General features: G+C 36.6%; 16 protein-coding genes and 1 riboswitch. Of the genes, 12 read left to right on the forward strand and 4 right to left on the reverse strand.

Annotated elements, in window-relative coordinates; genetic code table 11:
- Positions 1-227 precede the first annotated feature (227 nt).
- The gene (gene tenA / locus GY065_RS01590; RefSeq protein ID WP_174832860.1) at positions 228-890 is read right to left on the reverse strand and encodes a thiaminase II; all 663 of its coding nucleotides are present in this window, start codon (positions 888-890) and stop codon (positions 228-230) included.
- A gap of 54 nt (positions 891-944) precedes the next feature.
- A riboswitch (TPP riboswitch) is annotated at positions 945-1,034 on the reverse strand.
- 341 nt (positions 1,035-1,375) lie between these two features.
- Between tenA and GY065_RS01595 the strand changes: the two genes are divergently transcribed.
- On the forward strand, positions 1,376-2,434 hold the full coding sequence (locus tag GY065_RS01595) for an ATP-binding protein (protein ID WP_174832861.1): 1,059 nt from the start codon (positions 1,376-1,378) through the stop codon (positions 2,432-2,434).
- Positions 2,434-4,659, forward strand: a complete 2,226-nt coding sequence (locus GY065_RS01600; protein ID WP_174832862.1) for a S8 family peptidase — start codon at positions 2,434-2,436, stop codon at positions 4,657-4,659. The genes GY065_RS01595 and GY065_RS01600 overlap by 1 nt, the downstream gene beginning before the upstream one ends.
- Before the next feature lie 1,155 nt (positions 4,660-5,814).
- Here GY065_RS01600 and GY065_RS01605 read toward each other — a convergent pair.
- Entirely contained in the window at positions 5,815-7,776 is a 1,962-nt protein-coding gene (locus GY065_RS01605; protein WP_174832863.1) for a M48 family metalloprotease, read from the reverse strand.
- Between the two features lie 249 nt (positions 7,777-8,025).
- The gene (locus GY065_RS01610) at positions 8,026-8,340 is read right to left on the reverse strand and encodes a hypothetical protein (RefSeq protein WP_037476099.1); all 315 of its coding nucleotides are present in this window, start codon (positions 8,338-8,340) and stop codon (positions 8,026-8,028) included.
- Positions 8,341-8,938: 598 nt separating this feature from the next.
- Here GY065_RS01610 and GY065_RS01615 point away from each other — a divergent pair.
- From GY065_RS01615 to GY065_RS01660, 10 genes are all read left to right on the forward strand, one after another.
- Positions 8,939-11,152 (forward strand): TonB-dependent hemoglobin/transferrin/lactoferrin family receptor, encoded by a 2,214-nt coding sequence (locus tag GY065_RS01615; RefSeq protein ID WP_174832864.1) that lies wholly within the window; start codon positions 8,939-8,941, stop codon positions 11,150-11,152.
- A gap of 77 nt (positions 11,153-11,229) precedes the next feature.
- The gene (locus GY065_RS01620; protein ID WP_174832865.1) at positions 11,230-12,270 is read left to right on the forward strand and encodes a ChuX/HutX family heme-like substrate-binding protein; all 1,041 of its coding nucleotides are present in this window, start codon (positions 11,230-11,232) and stop codon (positions 12,268-12,270) included.
- Between the two features lie 100 nt (positions 12,271-12,370).
- Positions 12,371-13,159 carry a hemin ABC transporter substrate-binding protein gene (locus GY065_RS01625; protein ID WP_037476105.1) on the forward strand — a complete coding sequence of 263 codons (789 nt, stop codon included), beginning with the start codon at positions 12,371-12,373 and terminating at the stop codon, positions 13,157-13,159.
- 2 nt (positions 13,160-13,161) lie between these two features.
- Complete coding sequence (locus tag GY065_RS01630) at positions 13,162-14,163, forward strand: iron ABC transporter permease (protein WP_025329844.1); 1,002 nt, start codon at positions 13,162-13,164, stop codon at positions 14,161-14,163.
- Positions 14,164-14,172: 9 nt separating this feature from the next.
- On the forward strand, positions 14,173-14,943 hold the full coding sequence (locus GY065_RS01635) for an ABC transporter ATP-binding protein (RefSeq protein ID WP_174832866.1): 771 nt from the start codon (positions 14,173-14,175) through the stop codon (positions 14,941-14,943).
- Between the two features lie 205 nt (positions 14,944-15,148).
- The gene (locus tag GY065_RS01640; protein WP_174832867.1) at positions 15,149-15,949 is read left to right on the forward strand and encodes an amino acid ABC transporter substrate-binding protein; all 801 of its coding nucleotides are present in this window, start codon (positions 15,149-15,151) and stop codon (positions 15,947-15,949) included.
- Between the two features lie 78 nt (positions 15,950-16,027).
- Positions 16,028-16,672: an amino acid ABC transporter permease gene (locus tag GY065_RS01645; RefSeq protein WP_037393149.1), complete on the forward strand. Its 645-nt coding sequence runs from the start codon at positions 16,028-16,030 to the stop codon at positions 16,670-16,672.
- 4 nt (positions 16,673-16,676) lie between these two features.
- The gene (locus GY065_RS01650; protein WP_174832899.1) at positions 16,677-17,432 is read left to right on the forward strand and encodes an amino acid ABC transporter ATP-binding protein; all 756 of its coding nucleotides are present in this window, start codon (positions 16,677-16,679) and stop codon (positions 17,430-17,432) included.
- 257 nt (positions 17,433-17,689) lie between these two features.
- Positions 17,690-18,511 carry a DNA adenine methylase gene (locus GY065_RS01655; RefSeq protein WP_202984027.1) on the forward strand — a complete coding sequence of 274 codons (822 nt, stop codon included), beginning with the start codon at positions 17,690-17,692 and terminating at the stop codon, positions 18,509-18,511.
- Positions 18,504-19,826, forward strand: a complete 1,323-nt coding sequence (locus GY065_RS01660) for a transcriptional regulator (RefSeq protein ID WP_174832869.1) — start codon at positions 18,504-18,506, stop codon at positions 19,824-19,826. Before GY065_RS01655 ends, GY065_RS01660 begins: the two co-directional genes overlap by 8 nt.
- Before the next feature lie 544 nt (positions 19,827-20,370).
- On the opposite strand, the gene grpE is transcribed toward GY065_RS01660, so the two are convergent.
- Positions 20,371-20,919 carry a nucleotide exchange factor GrpE gene (gene grpE, locus GY065_RS01665; protein ID WP_084547595.1) on the reverse strand — a complete coding sequence of 183 codons (549 nt, stop codon included), beginning with the start codon at positions 20,917-20,919 and terminating at the stop codon, positions 20,371-20,373.
- Positions 20,920-21,161: the final 242 nt, after the last annotated feature.

Below are 21,161 nucleotides of genomic sequence, written 5' to 3' on the forward strand. Positions count from 1 at the left end.
AATTTTAATTTCAGATGTACGGCATTTTAATTAATTGGAAATCTGATTAATATGAATATTGAAGCAGAGTTTTAAATAAACAATTTTTTATAGAGAATAATCAATCATACAATTTCTAGTGTTGTTTTAAAATTTAAATTTATTTTTAATAGAAATAATATTCTATATGAATATTATTAAACTTTCCCATCAGTTATCCTGACGGGAAAGTCATGTATATAAAATATTTAGTAGCTTTTATCCAGCCCCATTTGCCAGAAATCAGCTTCTAATTGCGTCGCTTTAGTAAAAATTTTGCTCAGCTGCTGAAAGCGCTGTGAATCAATATCGGCTAAACGCTGATTAATCCAGTCAATTTCTTCCTGCATAGCAATCTGAAATTCATCATTTGCGTACATTTCTACCCAGCTTTGATAAGGGTTATTAATTGTTTGATACCATGGCTGATCTTTAAGCCAGCAGGCAATAATTCCATATCCGATTAAGCATGGTGCCAGTGCAACATGTAAATCCAGTAATTCCCCCTGTTGTCCGGCATCAAATATATAGCGTGAATATGTAATATTTGCTTTGGCTTCGGGCAGAGTACTAAGCTCCTGTTCACTGATGCCCCACTCCTTACAATACTGTATATGTAATTCCAGCTCAGTATCCATAATAGCCTTGAGACCTGCTAATGCCTTGCGTATTTCAAATACATCATGGCTTTTATAAACCGCGAGTCCCCATGCACGCGCAAACTGAATTAAAAAAAGATAATCCTGTTTTAAATAATGCTGAAAACACGATTTATCTAATATTCCTTTACCCAGCTGGCGGATAAAATCATGCTGAATATAGCGGTTCCATTCATCCTGACAAGCTTCTGTGAGTGATTGAAATGAAGGCATAAAAGCTCCTTTATTAAATAATATAAGGAGTAACAAAACAGACTCATTATTCGAAAAAAGCGTGTTTTATACTCCCTTCGGCGGTACTAACCGCATCAGGTTCTACGGGTGTAATCTCAGCCAGCGGCACCCCGGATAAATTAACCGGAAAAGGTTAAAAAATAATTATATACAATTATTTAAATAAATATTCAATTAAAAATTTTTTATAAACTGTATTTATATAATTTGTACTCTCATTCTCATTAAAGCTCGGATACTTAATCATGATGTGGATAAACCACAGATATAAAATTTGATTAAAAATATAATAGATAAGAATTTTAAAAAATATATAAATTTCAAATATTTGATATTTATTTTGGTAAGTCGATAATCAATGAAAATTCTATTTTATGTGTAAATTTGTCCCAATTTATTAAATTGTGTCCCATTAAATGATATAATATATTGGATACTAGAAATGAAATTAAAGTTAATATCTGATGAAAAAAGGCAATATTTTAAACTTGATTAGATATCATGTTGAGCGAAATGAAAATGCTTTCAGAAATGAAGCAATAGAGGTTGCCCATCATTTTGACAGATTGGGCGATACTCAGTTGGCTGAATATATTATGGGACTAATTGCGGCGTCTAATCTTTATGTGCCGCAGGCAAGTAATTTTGAAAGCGTCTATCTAAAAAACATCGATATAAAAAATCTGGAATCCTTAAATCTGCCTGCTGAATTAAGCAGCGATATTATAGGGATAATTAATGCAGTAAAGCATAATATTGGTATTAACCGATTTCTGTTTGAGGGTAGTCCTGGAACAGGGAAAACTGAAGCTGCCAAGCAGGTGGCCAGATTGCTTGATCGTAGTTTGTTTTATGTGAGCTTTGATAATCTGGTCGACAGTAAGCTGGGGCAGACAGATAAAAATATTAATACAGTTTTCAGTGAAATAAACAATATACCTTATCCGGAAAAAACAGTTATTCTGTTTGATGAAATAGACGTTATTGCTCTGGATCGGATAAATAATAACGATGTGCGCGAAATGGGGCGGGCAACTTCAACCATTTTAAGAGAGTTTGACCGCCTGGCAGATTTAAATAACGAGATTGTTATTATTGCCACCACCAATTTATATAAAAACATGGATAGGGCTCTGACAAGACGATTTGATGCTGTAATTAACTTTAATCGTTATAACCAAGAAGATTTGGTTGAAATCGGAGTGTTGTGTTTTTCATCGTATGCCAAAAGTTTTAAAAATATCACTAAAGATATTCGTCTGGTAAGAAAAATATTAAAGACTGCAAATCAGTTACCTAATCCGGGAGAGCTTAAAAATATGATAAAAACATCTTTAGCCTTTAGTGATACAGGCAATAACTTTGATTACTTACGCAGATTATATAAAAATTTAATGAACGCTCAGGAATTAGAAGATATGGTATTACACAGTCAGGGTTTCACAGTCAGGGAAATAGAAAAACTTACTGGTAAAGCCAAAAGTACGGTAGCAAGAAAATTAAATAATAGTGGGAATAGATAATGGCGAATAATATATTAGAGTTAAAAGGAAAAGCATTCGTTCAGGCATCAAGGAATGGTTTTAGACCTAAAATTAATATGAATGGAAATAAAACTGTTACTATACAGCATTTAAATTCATTAAAATTAAAACTAGAGCAAATTTTTGAATATTGGCAGAATGAAAGTAGGCCATTTACAGGTGTATTAATAAGTGTGTATTACAATAAAATTGCTGCAAAAACTAATCGTATAGCTGGCTTATTTAAAGCAGCAGGTTCCAATTCTGCTGTTGTAGGAGCTAAGTTTAATGAGAAAAAAAATAAACATATAATTACTTATTATCTGGATACTGAAGATTTAACTAAAAGCATTTTATTATTACAAAATTCTATTCAAGTTTTAGAGAGTTGTTTAAATGGACAAGTCGACAAAAATAAATTTGACAATAGAACACTAATGGATAATATTCCTTATGAAGGATTTAATATATCAAAATCTAAATTTAAACAAGTAATAGCTGATGCCTCATATATTACTGACTTTAGTATAGAAAAAATATCAGAGCAGGAAGTAGAAAGTATTGTAACTTTATATGATACTAAAACTGATACAGTAAAGTTACTGGAGAAATATGGAATTAAGGTTTTATCCAGCCGAATTTTAGACAGATTGACTGTTTATTTGAATGATTTTCAAATAAAAACATTGTCTAAAAATGCCCCGTATCTGATTTCTATGGCTACATCAGATTTATCTTGCTTATCTCCTGAAGAGTTTAGTTGGCAAAGTGAAAAAAAACAGATATTTTTGCCCTCACCTATTGCAGAACCAACAATCGGAGTAATTGATACACTGTTTGACCAAAGTGTCTACTTTAACGATTGGGTTGAATATCATGAGATGGTAGATGTTAATATTTCCAAAGCATCAGATGATTATAAACATGGCACTGCGATTTCATCTATTATTGTTGATGGGCCAAGACTGAATCCATGGCTGGAGGATGGTTGTGGCCGTTTTAAAGTACGCCATTTTGGAGTAGCATTAGGTTCGAAATTTTCATCTTTTACAATTATTAAACAAATAAAAGAAATTATTGCAAATAATAAGGATATTAAGGTCTGGAATTTTTCATTAGGCAGTGATCAGGAAGTAAATGATAATTTTATTTCCGCTGAGGCTGCAGTATTAGATAAGATTCAATATGATAATGACGTAATTTTTGTTATCGCCGGAACAAATAAACCTAATGAAAAAGTTGAAAAAATAGGTTCTCCTGCTGATTCCATCAATAGTATGGTTGTAAATTCTGTAACTAAAAATAAGTTACCGCCAAAATATAGCAGAAAAGGAATTGTTTTATCATTTTTTGCTAAACCTGACGTTAGTTATTATGGTGGAAGTGAAGATGAATATATACATGTGTATGAACCATCAGGAGAGGCTAAAGTAGCCGGAACATCTTTTGCAGCACCGTGGATAGCACGTAAATTATCTTATTTAATTGATATTTTAGGTTTGAATAGAGAAATCGCTAAGGCAATGATTATTGATGCCGCTAAGGGATGGAACCAGCCAAAAGCCGAAGAAATTGCTAAATTGGGACATGGTATTGTACCGATTCATATTAATGATATCGTTACTACTCATGATGATGAAATAAAATTTGTAGTAACAGATATCAGTGAGAAATGGAATACTTACAATTTCGAATTTCCTATTCCTCTAATTCATGATAAATATCCTTATCTAGCCAGAGCAACCATGTGCTATTTTCCGAAATGTAATAGAAATCAGGGTGTCGACTATACAAATACTGAATTAAATTTGCATTTTGGTCGAATTAATAATGAAGGTACTATTAAAAATATTAATGGTGATAAGCAAAATCAAGAAACAAATGAAAAAAATTATTTACATGAGGAGGATGCAAGAACACAATTCCGAAAATGGGATAATGTAAAATATATAGCTGAATCAATTACAAAAAAAAGGATTCCAAAAGATTCATATAAAAATAAAAACTGGGGTATGGAAATTAAAACATCTAATAGACTAGATCCTAAAGATGGAGAGGGAATTCGTTTTGGTGTGGTAGTTACCTTAAAAGAAATGAAAGGTCAAAATAGAATTGATGAATTTGTCAGGAATTGTCATTTAAATGGCTGGATTGTTAATCAACTTGATGTTAACGCTCGGGTAGATCTTCACCAGATTATGAATGAGGATATTCACTGGAATTAGCAGTTGCTATGTAGTCTCTATAATATTATAAGACCATAACCCTGTAATTTTATTTTGCTTCTGATTACATATACAGTTATCCGGATATGATTATGTTGATTGTTAAATTTTATTTTTGCACTATATGAATTGAATTTTCTCATTCTGAATGCAGGATTGAAATAAAGATATATTTTTTCATAAGCCGGACGCTGCTATAAGTTATACCTGAGTCATTTCAGCTGATGCAATAGGCGAATATGAGGTATCACAATACACATTGTACGATGTAATACTGAAATATAATTTAGGAATGGCTATTTTTGTTTTGTATCGTGCCTGCCTGCAATTAAACCTGAAAAGTCTCGCTGATAAAAATCCTGTAGCGGAAAGTTTTTCTGTTGTTATGGTAGCGGGTGGATGGTAGAGACTGTATTTAATTATCAATGGTAAATGCTCTGGTTAGATTATGTCTTAAATCTCTGTTTTTATATATATTTATTACATAATTTAAAACCTTAAAATCAGAAAATGTAGTTAACTAACTGCATGTTTTAGTTGTATAGCATGCAATTTATGGATTATTAGGTGAAATTTAATTGCAACAATGAGCGAAATTTTTATATTTAAATACTTATAAGAAAATTTACTTAGTAAGCAGTAAAATGTTTCAGATTACTATTGATTGTAATTTATATAGCTGATTATCTTTCTTAAATAACTGAAACTCTATTCGCATACGGACAACTGTTATATATTCTGATATTATAGCTCTACTAAAATTGAATAATTAATAAAAGATTTTATATCGGTTATATTACCTCCTTCTCTTTCTATTATTGCAAAAAATAAATTTTTCTCTTTTCCCTGTCCCGTTTTGTGCTAATAAATTTAGAATTCACCCATAGCCATTCTTATATATTGAATAATCAGTATGATAATAGTAATTACAGCTATTGTTACGGGAATCCACCAAAAAGAAATTTTATTTTCAGAATTAAAAAAAAGAAAATAAGACAGTACCAATACAATCAGGTTAAAAATTCCCAAAATGTTAAATATGATCCATTCAATAGGAAAATCAGCATGTCCATGTTTATTTTCATAAAACAGAAATATATAGCCGGCCATCTGAAGAAGCAGAATAATAGGAATAATAATGAATTTACTCATAATTTATTGATTATTTTTGTTTTGTACAAATAACTGCAGCTCTATTCGGGCATGAGCAACTCTTATGTAGTCTGATATTAAAGACTCACAATCCGGTAACTTTAATTTGCCTCTGATTTCATATGCAGTTATCTGGATATGATTATTTCGTTTGTTATATTTTATTTTTGCGTAACATGGTTTGAATTCTCCCGGTTTGAATGTTGGATTGAGATAAAGATTTAGCTTTTTGTACATTTTGCCAGTTATCTCAAAAGAGTTTATTTGTTCCCATGGAATGGCTTTATCAAAGCAGGGAAGAATCAATCCCTGTGGTTTCATGCTAAGTAGTGCTGAACCAATGCTTTTATACATTTTGTAACATCTGAATAAGCAAAAAGCACTGATCATTGAGAGGATAATGACACCTATCAGCCACTCTGAATCATGTGATTTATCAGTTGTAATACAAGCATATGTTATTAAGATAAACAGACCTGCCAGCAGGGATCGCAAAAACGATCTGATTATTCCGCCCTGTTTTAAGGTAATGGTTTCCTGATGTTGACTACTGATATGTTTCAGATAGTTTAATTTAGTTTCTGCTGTTTCCTGTATATCATTTTGATAATCTGATTGCAGGATGTTTAGTTCTTTACTAAATAAATCTTTCAGAAGCGTGGTTGGACTAATGTTGATGAGCAACCCACTCAAACGGTTTAATTCGCCATATTTAATGTAAGACAGTCGTTGAGCTAAAGTCGGGTGCCGGGCATAAACAGAAGGTGATTTTTTTAGAAGTTTGCTAAGCGATGGTGTTTCTGAGTGTTCTACATAGTGTGTAACATAATATAAAGGCAGAAAGTTTATATGTGTTTTATAGTAATAATTTTCCAATGCCTGATTAATTCGTGTTTGCAAAAGATGCATTTTACTTAAGGCTAAAGCAAATTGCTCTTTATGGGTAACTTTTAAAACATTTAAATCCGCCATAGCTTCTGTGGAACGATACCACCAATGAATTGCTTTGTTGAACGAACAATAAAAATATTTGGCTAGCAAATATGGAGGGTAGAATAAATAATTTTCGAATAAAGAATAGGATAAATAATTCTGGTATAAAAAATTAGCTGTTTCAGTTAACTTATCAATCTGACGATTAAAATTTGCAGATACATTTAAATCATTACTGGCAATATGACTTAATCTCTGCGCAATTATGCTGGATAATTCTGCTAAGGTTAAATAATTAATATAAGTACTGTCCAGATATAAAGTATTTCCTGTTAATACTATTCTGTCCGGATACAGACGAACTGCTTTATTACTTACCCTGAAGCCATTTCCTATGCAAAGTACAATATGGTTTGGCATAGCGTTTAACCCAAGCTTTTGTACAATTTCCCTAATTAATTTCCATAATGCCGGATTGGTTTCCGTCGTGATCAGCACACCGCTTACTCTGGCTGTTCCTGTATTATCCTGTTTGTTATATCTGTGTAAATAGAAAAAGCATAATCCTGCTACAACAAACAGAGGGATGATTGCCTTCTCTGGTCTTGTACCATCAGTAAGTATTATGAAAACGAATAAAAAAGACAGAATAAGACTGATGGGCAATATCAGCAAAATTGTCTGTATCATATGCGACGCACGAGTAAAATTAATGCGCAATTGTTTTAAAGATTTATCTGCTTTTCTGCCTAGGCGCTGAATCAGGAATAAAGCAATCACGCCGGTAAAAAGACACACGATACCGCTAACTATGCCGCCTGCAGCGAGTGGTCTGGCATATTTGAGTGCGAAATTATGCTTTTTAATTTCTTGCTTTATTTGCTGACGCTTGCAGTTATTATCATAACTTTCAGGCTGCTGTAGTAACTCTTGCTGTTGTAATGAAAGCTGAATGATTTCCTGATTGATGCTCTGGATCTGTGACGAGGAGGGATAATAGTAAATGCTTAGGCGAATGCTGATAAGCGGCAATAAAATAATGAAAAAAAAAGATAGATTTTCTCTCTGAGCGAAAAGATATGAAGGTTTATACTTTTATGCAAGATAATCACCTGCTACATTATTTTTCTGTAATTTTGTAGAAATGAGTAATATTAATCAGAAAACGATTATTCAAAATCTTTAGTATGTCAAATTTAATTTATTTTAATCATTATACGACATAAAAACAATTAAATTTGTTTGTTCTATAACTCATTTTTACTAAATTTAATTGCCGGATCAAGTGCCGGCATCATTATCCGTTTTTACTCTTTCTGTATTTAGAATGGCAGATAAACCGCCATCATTTGCCAGAAAATCGAATGCCAGTACGGTTGGTTCCGTCAGTGTCCAGAGCACTTCTTTGTAATTAAATCCCTGATCGATTTTTAGCCGGATTAATCCATGCCCATCCAGATAGATAAGATTGCCTAGCACATGATCAAGACTATGTTGTGCTACTAACTGGTCAAAAAATTCTTGCGATGAAAAGTTAGGGAAACAGTCAGTAAGTTCAGTAAGAATTTTATACTGGAGAATGCGGTCAAGTTGCATAGCTGTCGGCAATAATCGGATATCAATAAACTGATTTTAATATAGCCAGATTAATTTCAGGTAGCAGTTTGTTCTTTAATTGTAATTCGGATATGTAATTTTATTATGATGATTGTTTCAGTAAATATTTTTCCAACTGTTTAATCCTTAATTTATATTTAAAAACCATAATAAATTGAAACAGATGTTGATGAACCGATGTAAGTATGAATGAGAGATACTTATGTAGAAATCAGCAGTTTTTATGTCGAGAATACAATGAATAAAATAAATTTTTATTATATTAAAAAATCAATTTAAGATATTCAAATAATATTTATTGTATTTATACAAGAGTCTTATCTGCCAATGATAAAGAATTAAAATTATTAAATTAATTAAAATTTATTTCTGCAATACCGGTATATCCCGAGTTTAAAATGAATTTATGCTTTATGATTTTTTATATAAATGAAGATAAAAACAACTAAACAAAATTATTAAAAATATGACTTAAAATTAATAAGAATAATTCCTATTTGCACTTGTATAAAAGAATCATTATTGATTACAATGCGGCATCTTTATATTAAATTGTGTCAAAAGGGGTTAACTTAATATGCGCCGCTCACCCAAAATCATTGCGCTGGCTGTAGCTTATATCGGCTTTCCTGCAGTAGTGTATGCCGAAGGCGAAGCTCAATTGCCAACAATTCATGTTGAGGGTAAACGTGTTACGCCGAGTGTGTTTAAAGATACTAAAATTGAAGCTGATACTATTAAGAAAAAGGGTGCTGTGGATTTAAAAACGGCATTAAAAGATATCCCCGGTGTAGAAGTTCTGGATACTCAGGGGACTCGGCAAGGTAATGATAGTGTCAATATCCGTGGTTTAAGTGGTAACCGGGTTGGTATGACCATTGATGGAATTGAGCTGCCTGAAGCAAATGAAATGAAGCATACCGGTCAGTATGCAATCTTTGGTCGTGGTAATTTTATGGATGTTTCCGCACTCAGCAGTGTGGATATCAGTAAAAATGCCCGTGGTTTTGGTTTGGGCGGTGTTGTTGCCATGCACACACTTACTCCTGATGAGATATTGCAGGGTGAAAATCAGGGTGGTTATATCGATACCCAGTATAATAGTGTGGATAAATCGACAGCAGTAACCGGAGCCGGTGCCTTGAGAAGTGATCGCTGGCGCGGGATGGTACTGGGTACTTACCGCAGAGGTGATGAAGTGAATAACCGCGGTAATGTAGATGGCAGGGGCGCTTCGCGTACTAAAGCTGATCCAGTCGACCACAACAGTCGGTATTTTCTTACTAAGCACGAATTTGATATTAATGATAAAAATACCCTGAATTTTACTGCTGAATATTTAAGCCGTAACCAATGGACCGATTCATTTTCTCAGGAAAATAGTTCTTATACTAATATACGCGGTACGGATGATAATAAGAAAACCCGGTTTTCTCTGGGGCATGATTATCATAGTAATGAGGGATTGATTAATTCAGGTAAAACACAGATTTACTGGCAACAGACCAAAACAGATTCAACTACCCATCGTGACCATGCTAAGTGTATCAATAATCCGATTCCTGACAAAAATAACCGTTGCATCTTTAATTTCAACAATAAAGATAAAGTATGGGGTCTGACAACGGATTGGTCATCAAATTTTAATACTGACAGGCTGAGTCAGAACTGGCGTTATGGTCTGAGTTTTGCGCATCATGAATTAACCAGTGACTGGCAGGGTTTTTATGCCATATCAAAACCAAATGCAGATAATACAACTATTCGGGCCAGTGCATATATTGATGCAGATCTGCAATGGGGAAATCTGCTTGTCAGCCCTGGTTTATCTGCGTCTTATTATAATATCAAGCCTAATTCCAGTGGTTTTGCAACCGGAATAACCGATGAAATTGGCGAATTGCGTAAAAAGCATCAAAGTGCGCTGACCCCCCGCCTGGGTATTTCCTACCAGATTACTCCGTTGCTCGTACCGTATTTTCAGTATGCCCGTGGTTTTAATGCGCCATCACCACAGCAACTGGCTTCTTCATGGAATCCGGGAAACTACAGTTCCTGGGGTAATCCGAATCTGAAGGCGGAAACTGCAAATAATTTTGAGCTTGGCTTACGTGGCAAAAATGATGTTTTTGAATACGGTATTGCCGGATTTGATAATCACTATAAAAATTTTATTGATTATGTAAATATTGCTGATAAAGTGAAGCTGCCGGCACAGTGGATGCCTGAACAGACGCTGGTATTGCAGGCACAGAATTTCAGTAAGGCACATATTTATGGTGGTGAAGCATATGCACGCTGGAAATTTGCACCAGACTGGAAAGTAAATGGTTCAATAGCCTATTCGCGTGGCTCGATTCGCCAGGAAGGCGTAGACAGACCGCTTAATTCAGTGATGCCGGTTAAAGTAAAACTGGGTCTTGCCTATGATAAGGAAGTGTGGGGAGCCAATGTTGATTTAACCTATGTGGCGAAAAAAGATGATAGCGACATTCAAAATGTTCCAAAAGGAACAAGTTACTATAATCCGTCCAGAAATTACGCGCTGGTTGATTTGGGTGGCTATTGGAAACCAACTAAGCATCTGAGTTTCCGTGCCGGTGTGAATAATGTTTTTAATAAGAAATACTGGAACTGGGCAGATATTGCTTACATGATGCCGAATGTAAACAGTCAGTCGGGCACTTCCGGGCAAAGCGACGGCAATGCGACTAAGTTAACCAGAGACAATGCTGATTTCTATTCAGCTCCGGGACGGACATTTAATGTAGGGTTGCGCTACACCTTTTAAATAAATCTGAAAATAAAATAATTAGCAGAATTATTTGCTAAATCACTATCAATAATAACTTTGTAAAGGAACGAGACATGAGCTTATGGCAACAATATCTGGATAAAAAGGCAACTGTCGAAGGAGGAATGTACTTTCCGCGTCAGGCAGCAGCTGATTTGGGTGTGAGTGAAGGCGCATTAATGGCAGATGCTCCGGACTCTGTTTATTTGGGCAGCCGGATTCGCGATCTGGTACTTAAGCTGGAAACCCTGGGAGAAGTTTTGAGTGTGGTGCGTAATGATGCCGCAGTACATGAAAAAGTTGGTATTTATGAACATGTAACACTGACTGCGCGTACAGGGCTGGCGCTGAATGTGGGCGGGCTGGATTTACGTTTTTTCCTGCATAACTGGCATCATGCTATTGCTACAACTGTGGTGATTGGTGAAAGAACCATGCGTTCGATTCAGTTTTATGACGAATACGGCATGAGTATTGAAAAAGTTTTCATGCGTGATGAAACTAAACTGGACGCATGGCAGGCTCTGATTGATGAATTCGCAACCAGTGGCAAACCGGAATTTCTGCCGGCTCCGGAAATTAATGTAACGATACCGGAACCATTGTCACCAGAGCGCGAGCAGGCTTTTCAGGAGCGCTGGAATGAGCTGAAAGATGTACATCATTTTGGCGGTTTACTGGAGACCTTTAAAATTGACCGCCAGCAGTCTTACCGTCATGCACCGGCAGGCTGTACTAAGCAGGTCGATCGCAGTGTATGGGAAGAAGTTCTGCAGTATGTTCAGGCAAATAATCTGGAAATTATGGTATTTGTCGGTAACCGTGGCTTAGTGCAGATTCAGACCGGTAAATTACACAATGTAGTACGCTCACATGGTTATCTGAATGTACTGGATGCCAAAGTACCGGAAGAAGGCTTTGATTTACATCTGCGTGATAATGATATTGTAGAAACCTGGGTGGTACGTCGTCCGATTAGTGAAGGTTATGTGACCTGCATAGAAGGTTTTGACAAAAATCGTCAAACTGTGGTGCAGATTTTTGGTCGCCGTGAAGAAGGTAATGATGAAATGCAATCATGGCATCAGCTGATGGATGGCTTGTTAGCAGGCTAAGTGACCGGGGCAGATATGCATTCTGTAGTTATGGTAAAATCATAAATTACTGATAATATGGATATCTGCCACTGTAATATGAGTAATTAAAAGGTGGATTATGAAAAAATTACTGTTGGCAGCGGCTATGTGCGCTGCTTTTCCATTTGCGTTTGCTGCTCGTATTGTTACGCTGACGCCTGATGTGGCAGATATTGTGGTGGAATTAGGCAGTGCTAAAGAAGTAGTAGGGCGCGAGATGGCTTCTACTAATCCGGCATTAAAGAATGTGCCCAGTATCGGCTTGTTTCACGGGCTGAGTGTGGAACCGATTGCGGCCAGAAAACCAACTCTTGTTCTGGGTTCTTGGATGGCTCAGCCAACCAGTATTTACGCCAATCTGAACCGGGTAGGTGTTAAAGCTGTGAATGTTGCGCCAAAGGATGATATTAATGGCTATGCGGCTGGTATTCGCCAGATCGGACAGCTTATTGGTAAGAGTAAAGAAGCCAATGCATTGGCAGATCGCTGGCTTAGTCAGGTGAAACAGATGCCGAAAACCGGTAAGCGCTATCTGATTAGCTATGATGGTCGTTATGTTTCCGGCCGGGGTACTGCTGCGGATGAACTCATCAGGAGGGCTGGTGGTATTAATGCAGCCGCTGCTATTGAAGGTATGAAACCGATGTCACGCGAGGCATGGCTGGCCGCGAAACCGGATATCATTCTGATTGCCGAACGCAACCAAAAACTGACAGGCGGCGTGCAGGGCTTGATTAAACGGCCGGAAATTGCTGCTTCTCCAGCCGCAAAACAAAAGAAAATCTATTTTATGCCGTCAAATGATATTTTTCGTTATGGCCTGAATACTCCGCAGGTTATTCCTAAACTTTATAAACTGGCACAATAATTATGACGCAAGTGCAGCAAACGGCCGGTACGCCTGATCACAATAGGGTAAAAAGTGCGTTCTGGCCTAAACTGGTTTGGTTTATCGCCGCTATATTATTCAGTTTACTATTGAGCTGGTTTTGTCTGGGACTGGGTATGGGTGGCTGGCAATGGCCGCAATCCATGGATGAGATAACACTAGGTATCCGGCTGCCGCGAGTGCTGGTCGCGCTGATAGTGGGTGCTGCACTGGCCGCTTCCGGTGCTGCATTGCAGGCATTATTTGATAATCCGCTGGCGGATCCGAGCCTGATAGGTACTTCTGGTGGTGCCGCATTGGGGGTTATTGCCGTTCTGGCAGGTGGCTGGGGTGCAGTAACAGTACCAATGGCTGCGTTTCTGGGGGCTTTGCTGGTATGTGTTCTGATTCTGACGGTACATCGTCTACTAGGCGGAGGAACATTGGGGCTACTGGTGATGGGTTTTGTTATCAGTGCCTTTTGTGGTGCATTGGTAAGCATGATTCTGTTTATGTCGGATGATATGGTTTTACGCAGTGCAACTAGCTGGCTGGCTGGCAGTCTGGCTGAGTCCGGTTTTACTTCACCATGGTATGCGTTGGTAGTAATGCTGCTGGGGTTGTGTGTTCTGGTGGCAGTGGGCAGGCGACTGGATATTCTGATGCTGGGAGAAGAAACAGCCATTAGTATGGGTGTTGCTGTTGGGAGTACCCGGATATGGGCAGTGATAGGCTCTGCTCTGTTAACCGGAGCAGCGGTATCAATGGCCGGTATTATTGGTTTTCTGGGTATGATGGTACCGAATGTGGTTGCCCGTAATCGTGGCGGCAGCCGGCGTAAAATTATTCTGTTATCTGCCTGGCTGGGAGCAATATTTTTGCTGTTGGTAGACAGTGTATCGCGCTGGCTGAGTTATCCGGTTGATTTACCTGTAGGTATCGTAATTTCTTTACTTGGCGGACCATTTTTCCTGTGGTTGTTTTTACAGCCATTGCGTCGCTAGGATCTGGATATGGAAAATTTATTTACCATTCGCAATGTACATGTACAACCACGTGGCCGTTGTATTTTATCGGTACCGCAACTTGATTTACCGGCCAATCAGCATATCAGTATTATCGGACCGAATGGTGCAGGTAAGTCAACTTTACTGCGTGCATTGTTAGGCCTGCATGGTGCCGGTGTCAAATTATTTGGAGAACCAGTTGACAATAGTTTAAAGCGCCGGCAGATTGCATGGGTGGGTCAGCACGGACAATATAATTTGCCGCTTACGGTAGTTGAGTATGTGCAGCTTGGCTGCTCTCCTCAGGGTGGTTGGTTTAAGAAAGCCCGGGCACCCGTCGAAAAGCTCCAGCAGTTACTTGATGTTTTCGACTTGTGCACACTGGCACAGCAACGCATAGGCAGTTTATCCGGAGGTGAACAGCAGCGTGCTAATGTGGTACGTGCGCTGCTTCAGAATGCACCATTACTACTGCTTGATGAACCATGTAATCATCTGGATATTCGTCATCAGCACCAACTGATGCATTATCTGCGTGAGCATCACGCTGATTTTTCTGTTGTTATGGTACTGCATGATTTAACTATGGCAGCAAATCATTCTGATTTTATTGTATTAATGAATGAAGGGCAGATAGTTGCTTCAGGAACACCCCAGGATGTTATGCAATCTGCTTTGCTGAGTGAAGTATATCAATGGCCCATCCGGCGTATTGAAGAGGATGGTAAACTGTTTTTTCGTATGAACCATCATGCGTTGCATTCGGCTGCCGCATAATATCGCAGTGAATCTCCATGGTTAGTATCAGCACGGTTCATGCTGAATCAGAGATAAAATGACCAATAATAACTTGGTATTTATCTGCTGTGTGTTCTGGTATTTACAGTAAGTACCTGATTGCCGGCAGATGAAAGTGTTAAAAAATTCCGGTATAGTGTGTATGACACAATTATCTAATACCTTTAAATCAGGAACTTTATATATGCAAAACGCCATACGTAATTTTTTATTTGGTTCTGTGGTTGCGGTGGTGTTAGCTGCCTGTGGTGGTGAATCTGCCTCAGGTACTGCTTCCAGCTCCGATGAGAGTACAGGTCAAAAGGTAGTAATGGGGCTAGATGACAGCTTTCCGCCTATGGGCTTTCGTAATGAAAAAAATGAGTTGGTTGGTTTCGATATTGATATGGCTCGTGAAGCAGCCAAGCGTGCCGGTCTGAATGTTGAACTTAAGCCAATTGACTGGAGTGCTAAAGAATCGGAACTTAACAGTAAACGTGTTGATATGCTGTGGAACGGATTAACCATTACTCCACAGCGGCAGCAGCAATTATTATTATCCAAACCGTATATGGACAATCATCAGATTATTGTTGTCCGTCCCGATAGCGGAATTAATACTAAAGCTGATCTGAATGGTAAAATTGTGGCGGTTCAAGATGGCAGTAGTGCTGTTGATGCAGTAGAAGCTGATCAGAATACAGCCAAATCATTCAAAGAATTGAAGAAATATGCAGATAATGTGACAGCATTAATGGATGTGTCCGCCAAACGTGTAGATGCACTGGTTGTAGATGAAGTAGTCGGTCGCTATTATGTTTCAAAAAAACCTAATGAATATAAAGTATTAGGTGATAATTTTGGTACGGAACAATATGCTGTTGCCTTCCGTAAAGATGATCAGGCCCTGGAGCAAAAAATTCAAGGAGCTCTGGATAGTATGAAAGCAGACGGTACATCTGCTAAAATTGCTACAAAATGGTTCGGTAAAGACATCATTAAATAAATGTTGTTTTACTTTGGAATCAACGCTGCCTGAATAGAATTTATTCAGGCAGCGTTATTGTTGTTTTAAGGAATACACATGAATTATGTGTTAAATATGCTGCCTGAACTTTGGACAGGAGCAAAAATTACTCTGAGCCTGTTTGCCATTACTCTATTACTGTCTATTCCGTTAGGGTTGGTATTGGCATTATTGCGCCTTTCCGGAATCAGGGCGCTGGATTATATTGTTAATTTTTATATCTGGGTGATGCGCGGCACACCTTTGATGCTACAGATTTTCTTTATTTACTTTGCTTTACCGGCAGTTAATATTTTACTGCCGGCATATACTACAGCGGTAGTAGCGTTTGTGCTTAACTATGCTGCTTATTTTGCAGAGATTTTCCGTGCCGGTATTCAGGGGGTAGGTAAGGGACAGTATGAAGCAGCAAAGACATTAGGGATGAGCTACGGCCAAACCATGCGTCGTATTGTTTTACCACAAATGTGGAAAAAAATTCTGCCGCCGTTAAGCAATGAAACGATTACGCTGGTTAAAGATACATCGTTGGTATATGTGCTGGCATTACAGGATGTGATGCGGGTAACTTATCAGCTGGTACAGCGTGAATTTAATCTGATGCCGTTTTTTGTGGCGGCTGCATTCTACCTGATTATGACCCTGATTCTGACCTGGGGCTTCCAGAAAATGGAGAAACGCTATGCACGCTACGACGACTGATTTAATGATAGATGCCCGCGGTATTTATAAGGCTTTTGGTAATACTGAAGTACTCAAAGGCGTCGATATTCAGGTAGCACGCTCAGAAGTAGTTGCCATTATCGGTTCTTCCGGTTCAGGCAAATCTACATTATTGCGTTGTCTGAATTATCTGGAAAAGATAGATGCGGGGAGTATCGCCATTGAAAATGATTTTCTGGTACAGAACAATATCCACAATCGTGCCTATTATGTATCTGAAGGCCTGATAAAAAAAATCTGTACTCGGATGGGTATGGTTTTTCAGCAGTTCAACCTGTTTCCGCACATGACCGTATTACAAAATATCATTGAAGCACCAATAACTGTGAAAAAAATGAAGCGTGATGAGATTGTTCCGCTGGCACAGGAGTTGTTGCGCAAGGTTGGTCTGGCTAATAAACAGGATTATTTTCCGTCTCAATTATCCGGCGGACAAAAACAGCGGGTTGCTATTGCCCGTGCACTGGCTATGCAGCCGCAAATTATGCTGTTTGATGAACCTACTTCAGCGCTTGATCCTGAATTAACCGGCGAAGTATTGAAAACTATGCAGCAACTGGCTGAAGACAGAATGACTATGGTTGTGGTCACTCATGAAATGGGTTTTGCGCGTGAGGTGGCTGATAAGGTGCTGTTTATGGATAAAGGTGTGATTGTTGAGGCTGGTGAAGCCAGCAGCTTTTTTGCTAATCCTCAGCATACACGAACACAGGCGTTTTTGAGCTCGATGCTGAAGTGAAAAGTATTTTATAGATGTTAATTTATATATCATAAATAATTTTTGAATTGGTAGCTTATTTCTATAATGTTGAGTAATGCTCTTTGTTTATGCTGATTATGTCAATCGCAACTAATATGGATGAATGTTAAGTGATAGTAAATTGAAGTGTGAGCAAATATTGAATCCGGTAAATTATCATTTTCACACTAAGCATTATCAGATTAATTAGATTTAAATATAGAGTTATAAAATATATGAGACACAGTAAAAAACAATTGATAGCTCCGGTTTTAAAATGGGCAGGTGGTAAACGTCAATTGCTTGATACTTTAATTCCTTTAGTGCCTAAAGACTATTCTGTCTATTGTGAACCTTTTGTGGGCGGTGGTGCATTATTTTTTGCATTACAACCTCAATCAGCCTGTATTAATGATGTTAATCATGAACTAATTCGGGTTTACACTGTTATTAAAAATGATGTTGACGCTCTGATTGAACAATTAAAACAATTTCAGAATAATAAAGATCAGTTTTATGAAATACGCAGTTGGGATAGAAATAAGGATAAATATACTCATCTTTCCGATATTGAAAAAGCAGCACGAATTATTTACCTGAACAAAACGTGTTTTAATGGATTGTTCAGGGTTAATGCTTCAGGTGAATTTAATGTTCCGTTTGGAAATTATGCAAATCCTAATATTGTGAATGAACCTGTTTTAAGAGCAATTAGTTTTTATTTTAACAACTCAGAAATAGTATTCAATGCTGTTGATTATGCAGAAATTTTAAAAAATCTGCCTGATAATGCATTTGTCTATCTTGATCCACCTTATGATCCTGTATCTGTTACGGCCAATTTTACCAGCTATACAAAAGATGGATTTTCCCGTGATGAGCAAATAAAGTTACGTAAGTGCTGTGATGAGCTGAATGAACGTGGTATTAAATTTATGCTTTCAAATTCGGCTACTGATTTTATTTGTGATCAATATAGCAAATATAATATTGAAATTATTTCTGCTAAACGTCTGGTTGGAGCTGATGCATCCAAACGCGGAAGAATACAAGAGGTGATTGTAAGGAACTATGGGTAATTCTAAAGATTTGTGTATTAACGGTGCATGGGAACTATTATTTGAAAAATATAATATACTTAAAAAAGTAGATGACAATGGTTCTTTTGAAATTGATGCAAAACAAATAAAAGAAGTAAAAGAACCAAGATTAATGGCTAAATTTGATCATTCAGTAAATTTACCCGAAATTTTTTCTAAAAATCATCTCACTATCTTGCCTATTACTCGTGGCCGATATGTTATTGGCAATTTTCGGGCATATCAGAATTTAAATCAGATAAATGCTGATTCACCTATTAAAAGAATGCCTTTACCGGACTATATTGAAAGTTTGGATTTATCCAAGATAACCAGTGAGGCAATAGCTTTAAATTGTGCTTATGCTTCGGGTATTATTGCTGATTTTTTGCATGAGAATGAACTGAATCCAACTGTAGCAGGGAGATTAGGCTCAGGTGCTTTTGACTTTTTTATTAATTTAAATAAGCATGGAAAAAATATATTCTATCCAACTCAAACCCAGAAAATTTGTGTTAATAAATCTCAGATTGAAATTGACGCCGGGTATGAGGGGTTACATTCATTGGCATTAATAGAAGCAAAGCTGGATATATCTGAAGATTTTCTGATTAGACAGATTTATTATCCATATCGGGTTTGGAAAAGGCGTATTCAAAAGCCAGTGCGTTCGATATTTTTTATTTACTCTAATGGTATATATAATTTATATGAATATGAATTTACCGACTTGAAAAATTATAATTCTTTAATACAGATTAGACATAGCCGGTATGCTATTGAAGATACTAAAATAAGAATGGCTGATATTGAGAGAGTACTACAAGAAACAGTTGTATTAGACGATAATTCTGGGATTCCTTTTCCACAGGCGGATAAATTTGAGCGAGTAATAAATTTATGTGAACTTCTAGTGACAAAAGAGTTAAGCTGCAGAGAAATAACAGAGCATTATGCATTCGATAAACGACAAGCAGATTATTATGCTAATTCAGCACGCTATCTTGGTTTGGTTGATAAAAAAGGAGAAGAAAATAACATATATTATTTGCTTACAAAAGATGGGAGAAGAATATTAGGACTAGGTTATCAAGATCGCCAATTGGAATTTTGCAAATTAATTCTTCAGCATGGGATATTTAATTCTGTATTAAAAGAATATATCAAAAATAAAAATGTACCTGTGCAAAAAAGTAAAATTATAGAAATTATGCGTGAATCAAATTTATATCCTTCATACTCAGATGTAACTATTAGTCGACGTTCTTCTACTGTAAGGAAATGGATAGAGTGGATATTAGATTTAGTAAATTAAAGATCTATAATCAATTATAAATTCTAATAAATTTATAAAATTAGCTTACGATAAATTTTTTATGAATCAGTGTAATTGGTTATTTTTAAAGTTTTATGATTCTATTATTTTACTAGTACTGATAATCAATAATTGATGACCCTGAAAAATTTATATGCATGCTTACTCTGATATTTGCTGTAAACAGGAGCCGATAGAGGTTTATCTCCAGATGACAATCAACTGGATATAATGTTGAGACAGCAGCAGGTAAGTAATGGTATTTTGTAAGGTTAGTGTGTTTAGAACCAAGATATGTCTCTGAAAGATCATGCAATTAAAGAATGGGTTGGATGACGTTATTAATATCTATAAATATTATTGCTGAATAATGATTTAAAGTAAGAATGTATTTTAGGAAAATACAATAAATAGCAAATTTTAGTTTAATTCTGTTTCTATCAGATGAATTCTCAGGTAATAATTTATTGAATATATATAAAATCGTTATATATACAAAGCCGTCAGAACAACAGTATGTCTAACGGCTTTTAGAAAATACAGTTTATTCTGTATCAGCAGCTTTAGCTACGGTTACCATAGCAGGGCGTAATACACGGTCGGACAGGGTATAACCTTTTTTCATTACCGAAACTACTGTATTGGGTTCTTGCTCACTTTCTACACTTTGCAAGGCCTGATGACGGTGCGGATCAAGTTTGTCGCCGGCTTTAGGATCGATCTCTTTAATATGAGACTGATCGAAAGCTTTTTGTAATTCGGTCAGCGTCATTTGTACGCCCATTTTCAGTGCGTCAAAGTTACCGCTTTGATCTTGCAGAGCCATTTCCAGATAATCTTTAACTGGTAGCATAGCACTGGCAAATTTCTGTCCGGCAAATTTGTGTGCGCTTTCCAGTTCATCCTGATGACGTCTGCGCAGATTTTGTTCATTGGCGAGTGAACGTAACTGTTCGTCTTTGAGTTGTCCTTCAAGTTCGCTAATACGTTCCTGTAACTCTTCTACGGTAGCTTCAGGAGCGACAATTGGTTCTGTGGTTTCGGTATTATCGTTAACCTGTGTTTCGTTTTCGGTATTGTTTTCCGGTTGCATATTTTTTCCTCTGCAAAAGGGTAAGTTATTTGATTACATTGGGTCGTTGTATATCGATTTCAAGCGACTGAAACAGATTTATAATTACTTTTATTTATTAATTTTAATGAGTTGATTTTTATAAAAATTAAATATATTTATATATCAATATCCAAGTATTTTATTTTGGACATAAAAGTAAATATTTCATTGGAAAAATTCAAGTTATATGTACTGGTGATGAGCGGACAGAATAGAAATAC

The organism is Snodgrassella sp. ESL0323, from assembly GCF_013346865.1.
Taxonomy (GTDB): Bacteria; Pseudomonadota; Gammaproteobacteria; order Burkholderiales; family Neisseriaceae; genus Snodgrassella; species Snodgrassella alvi.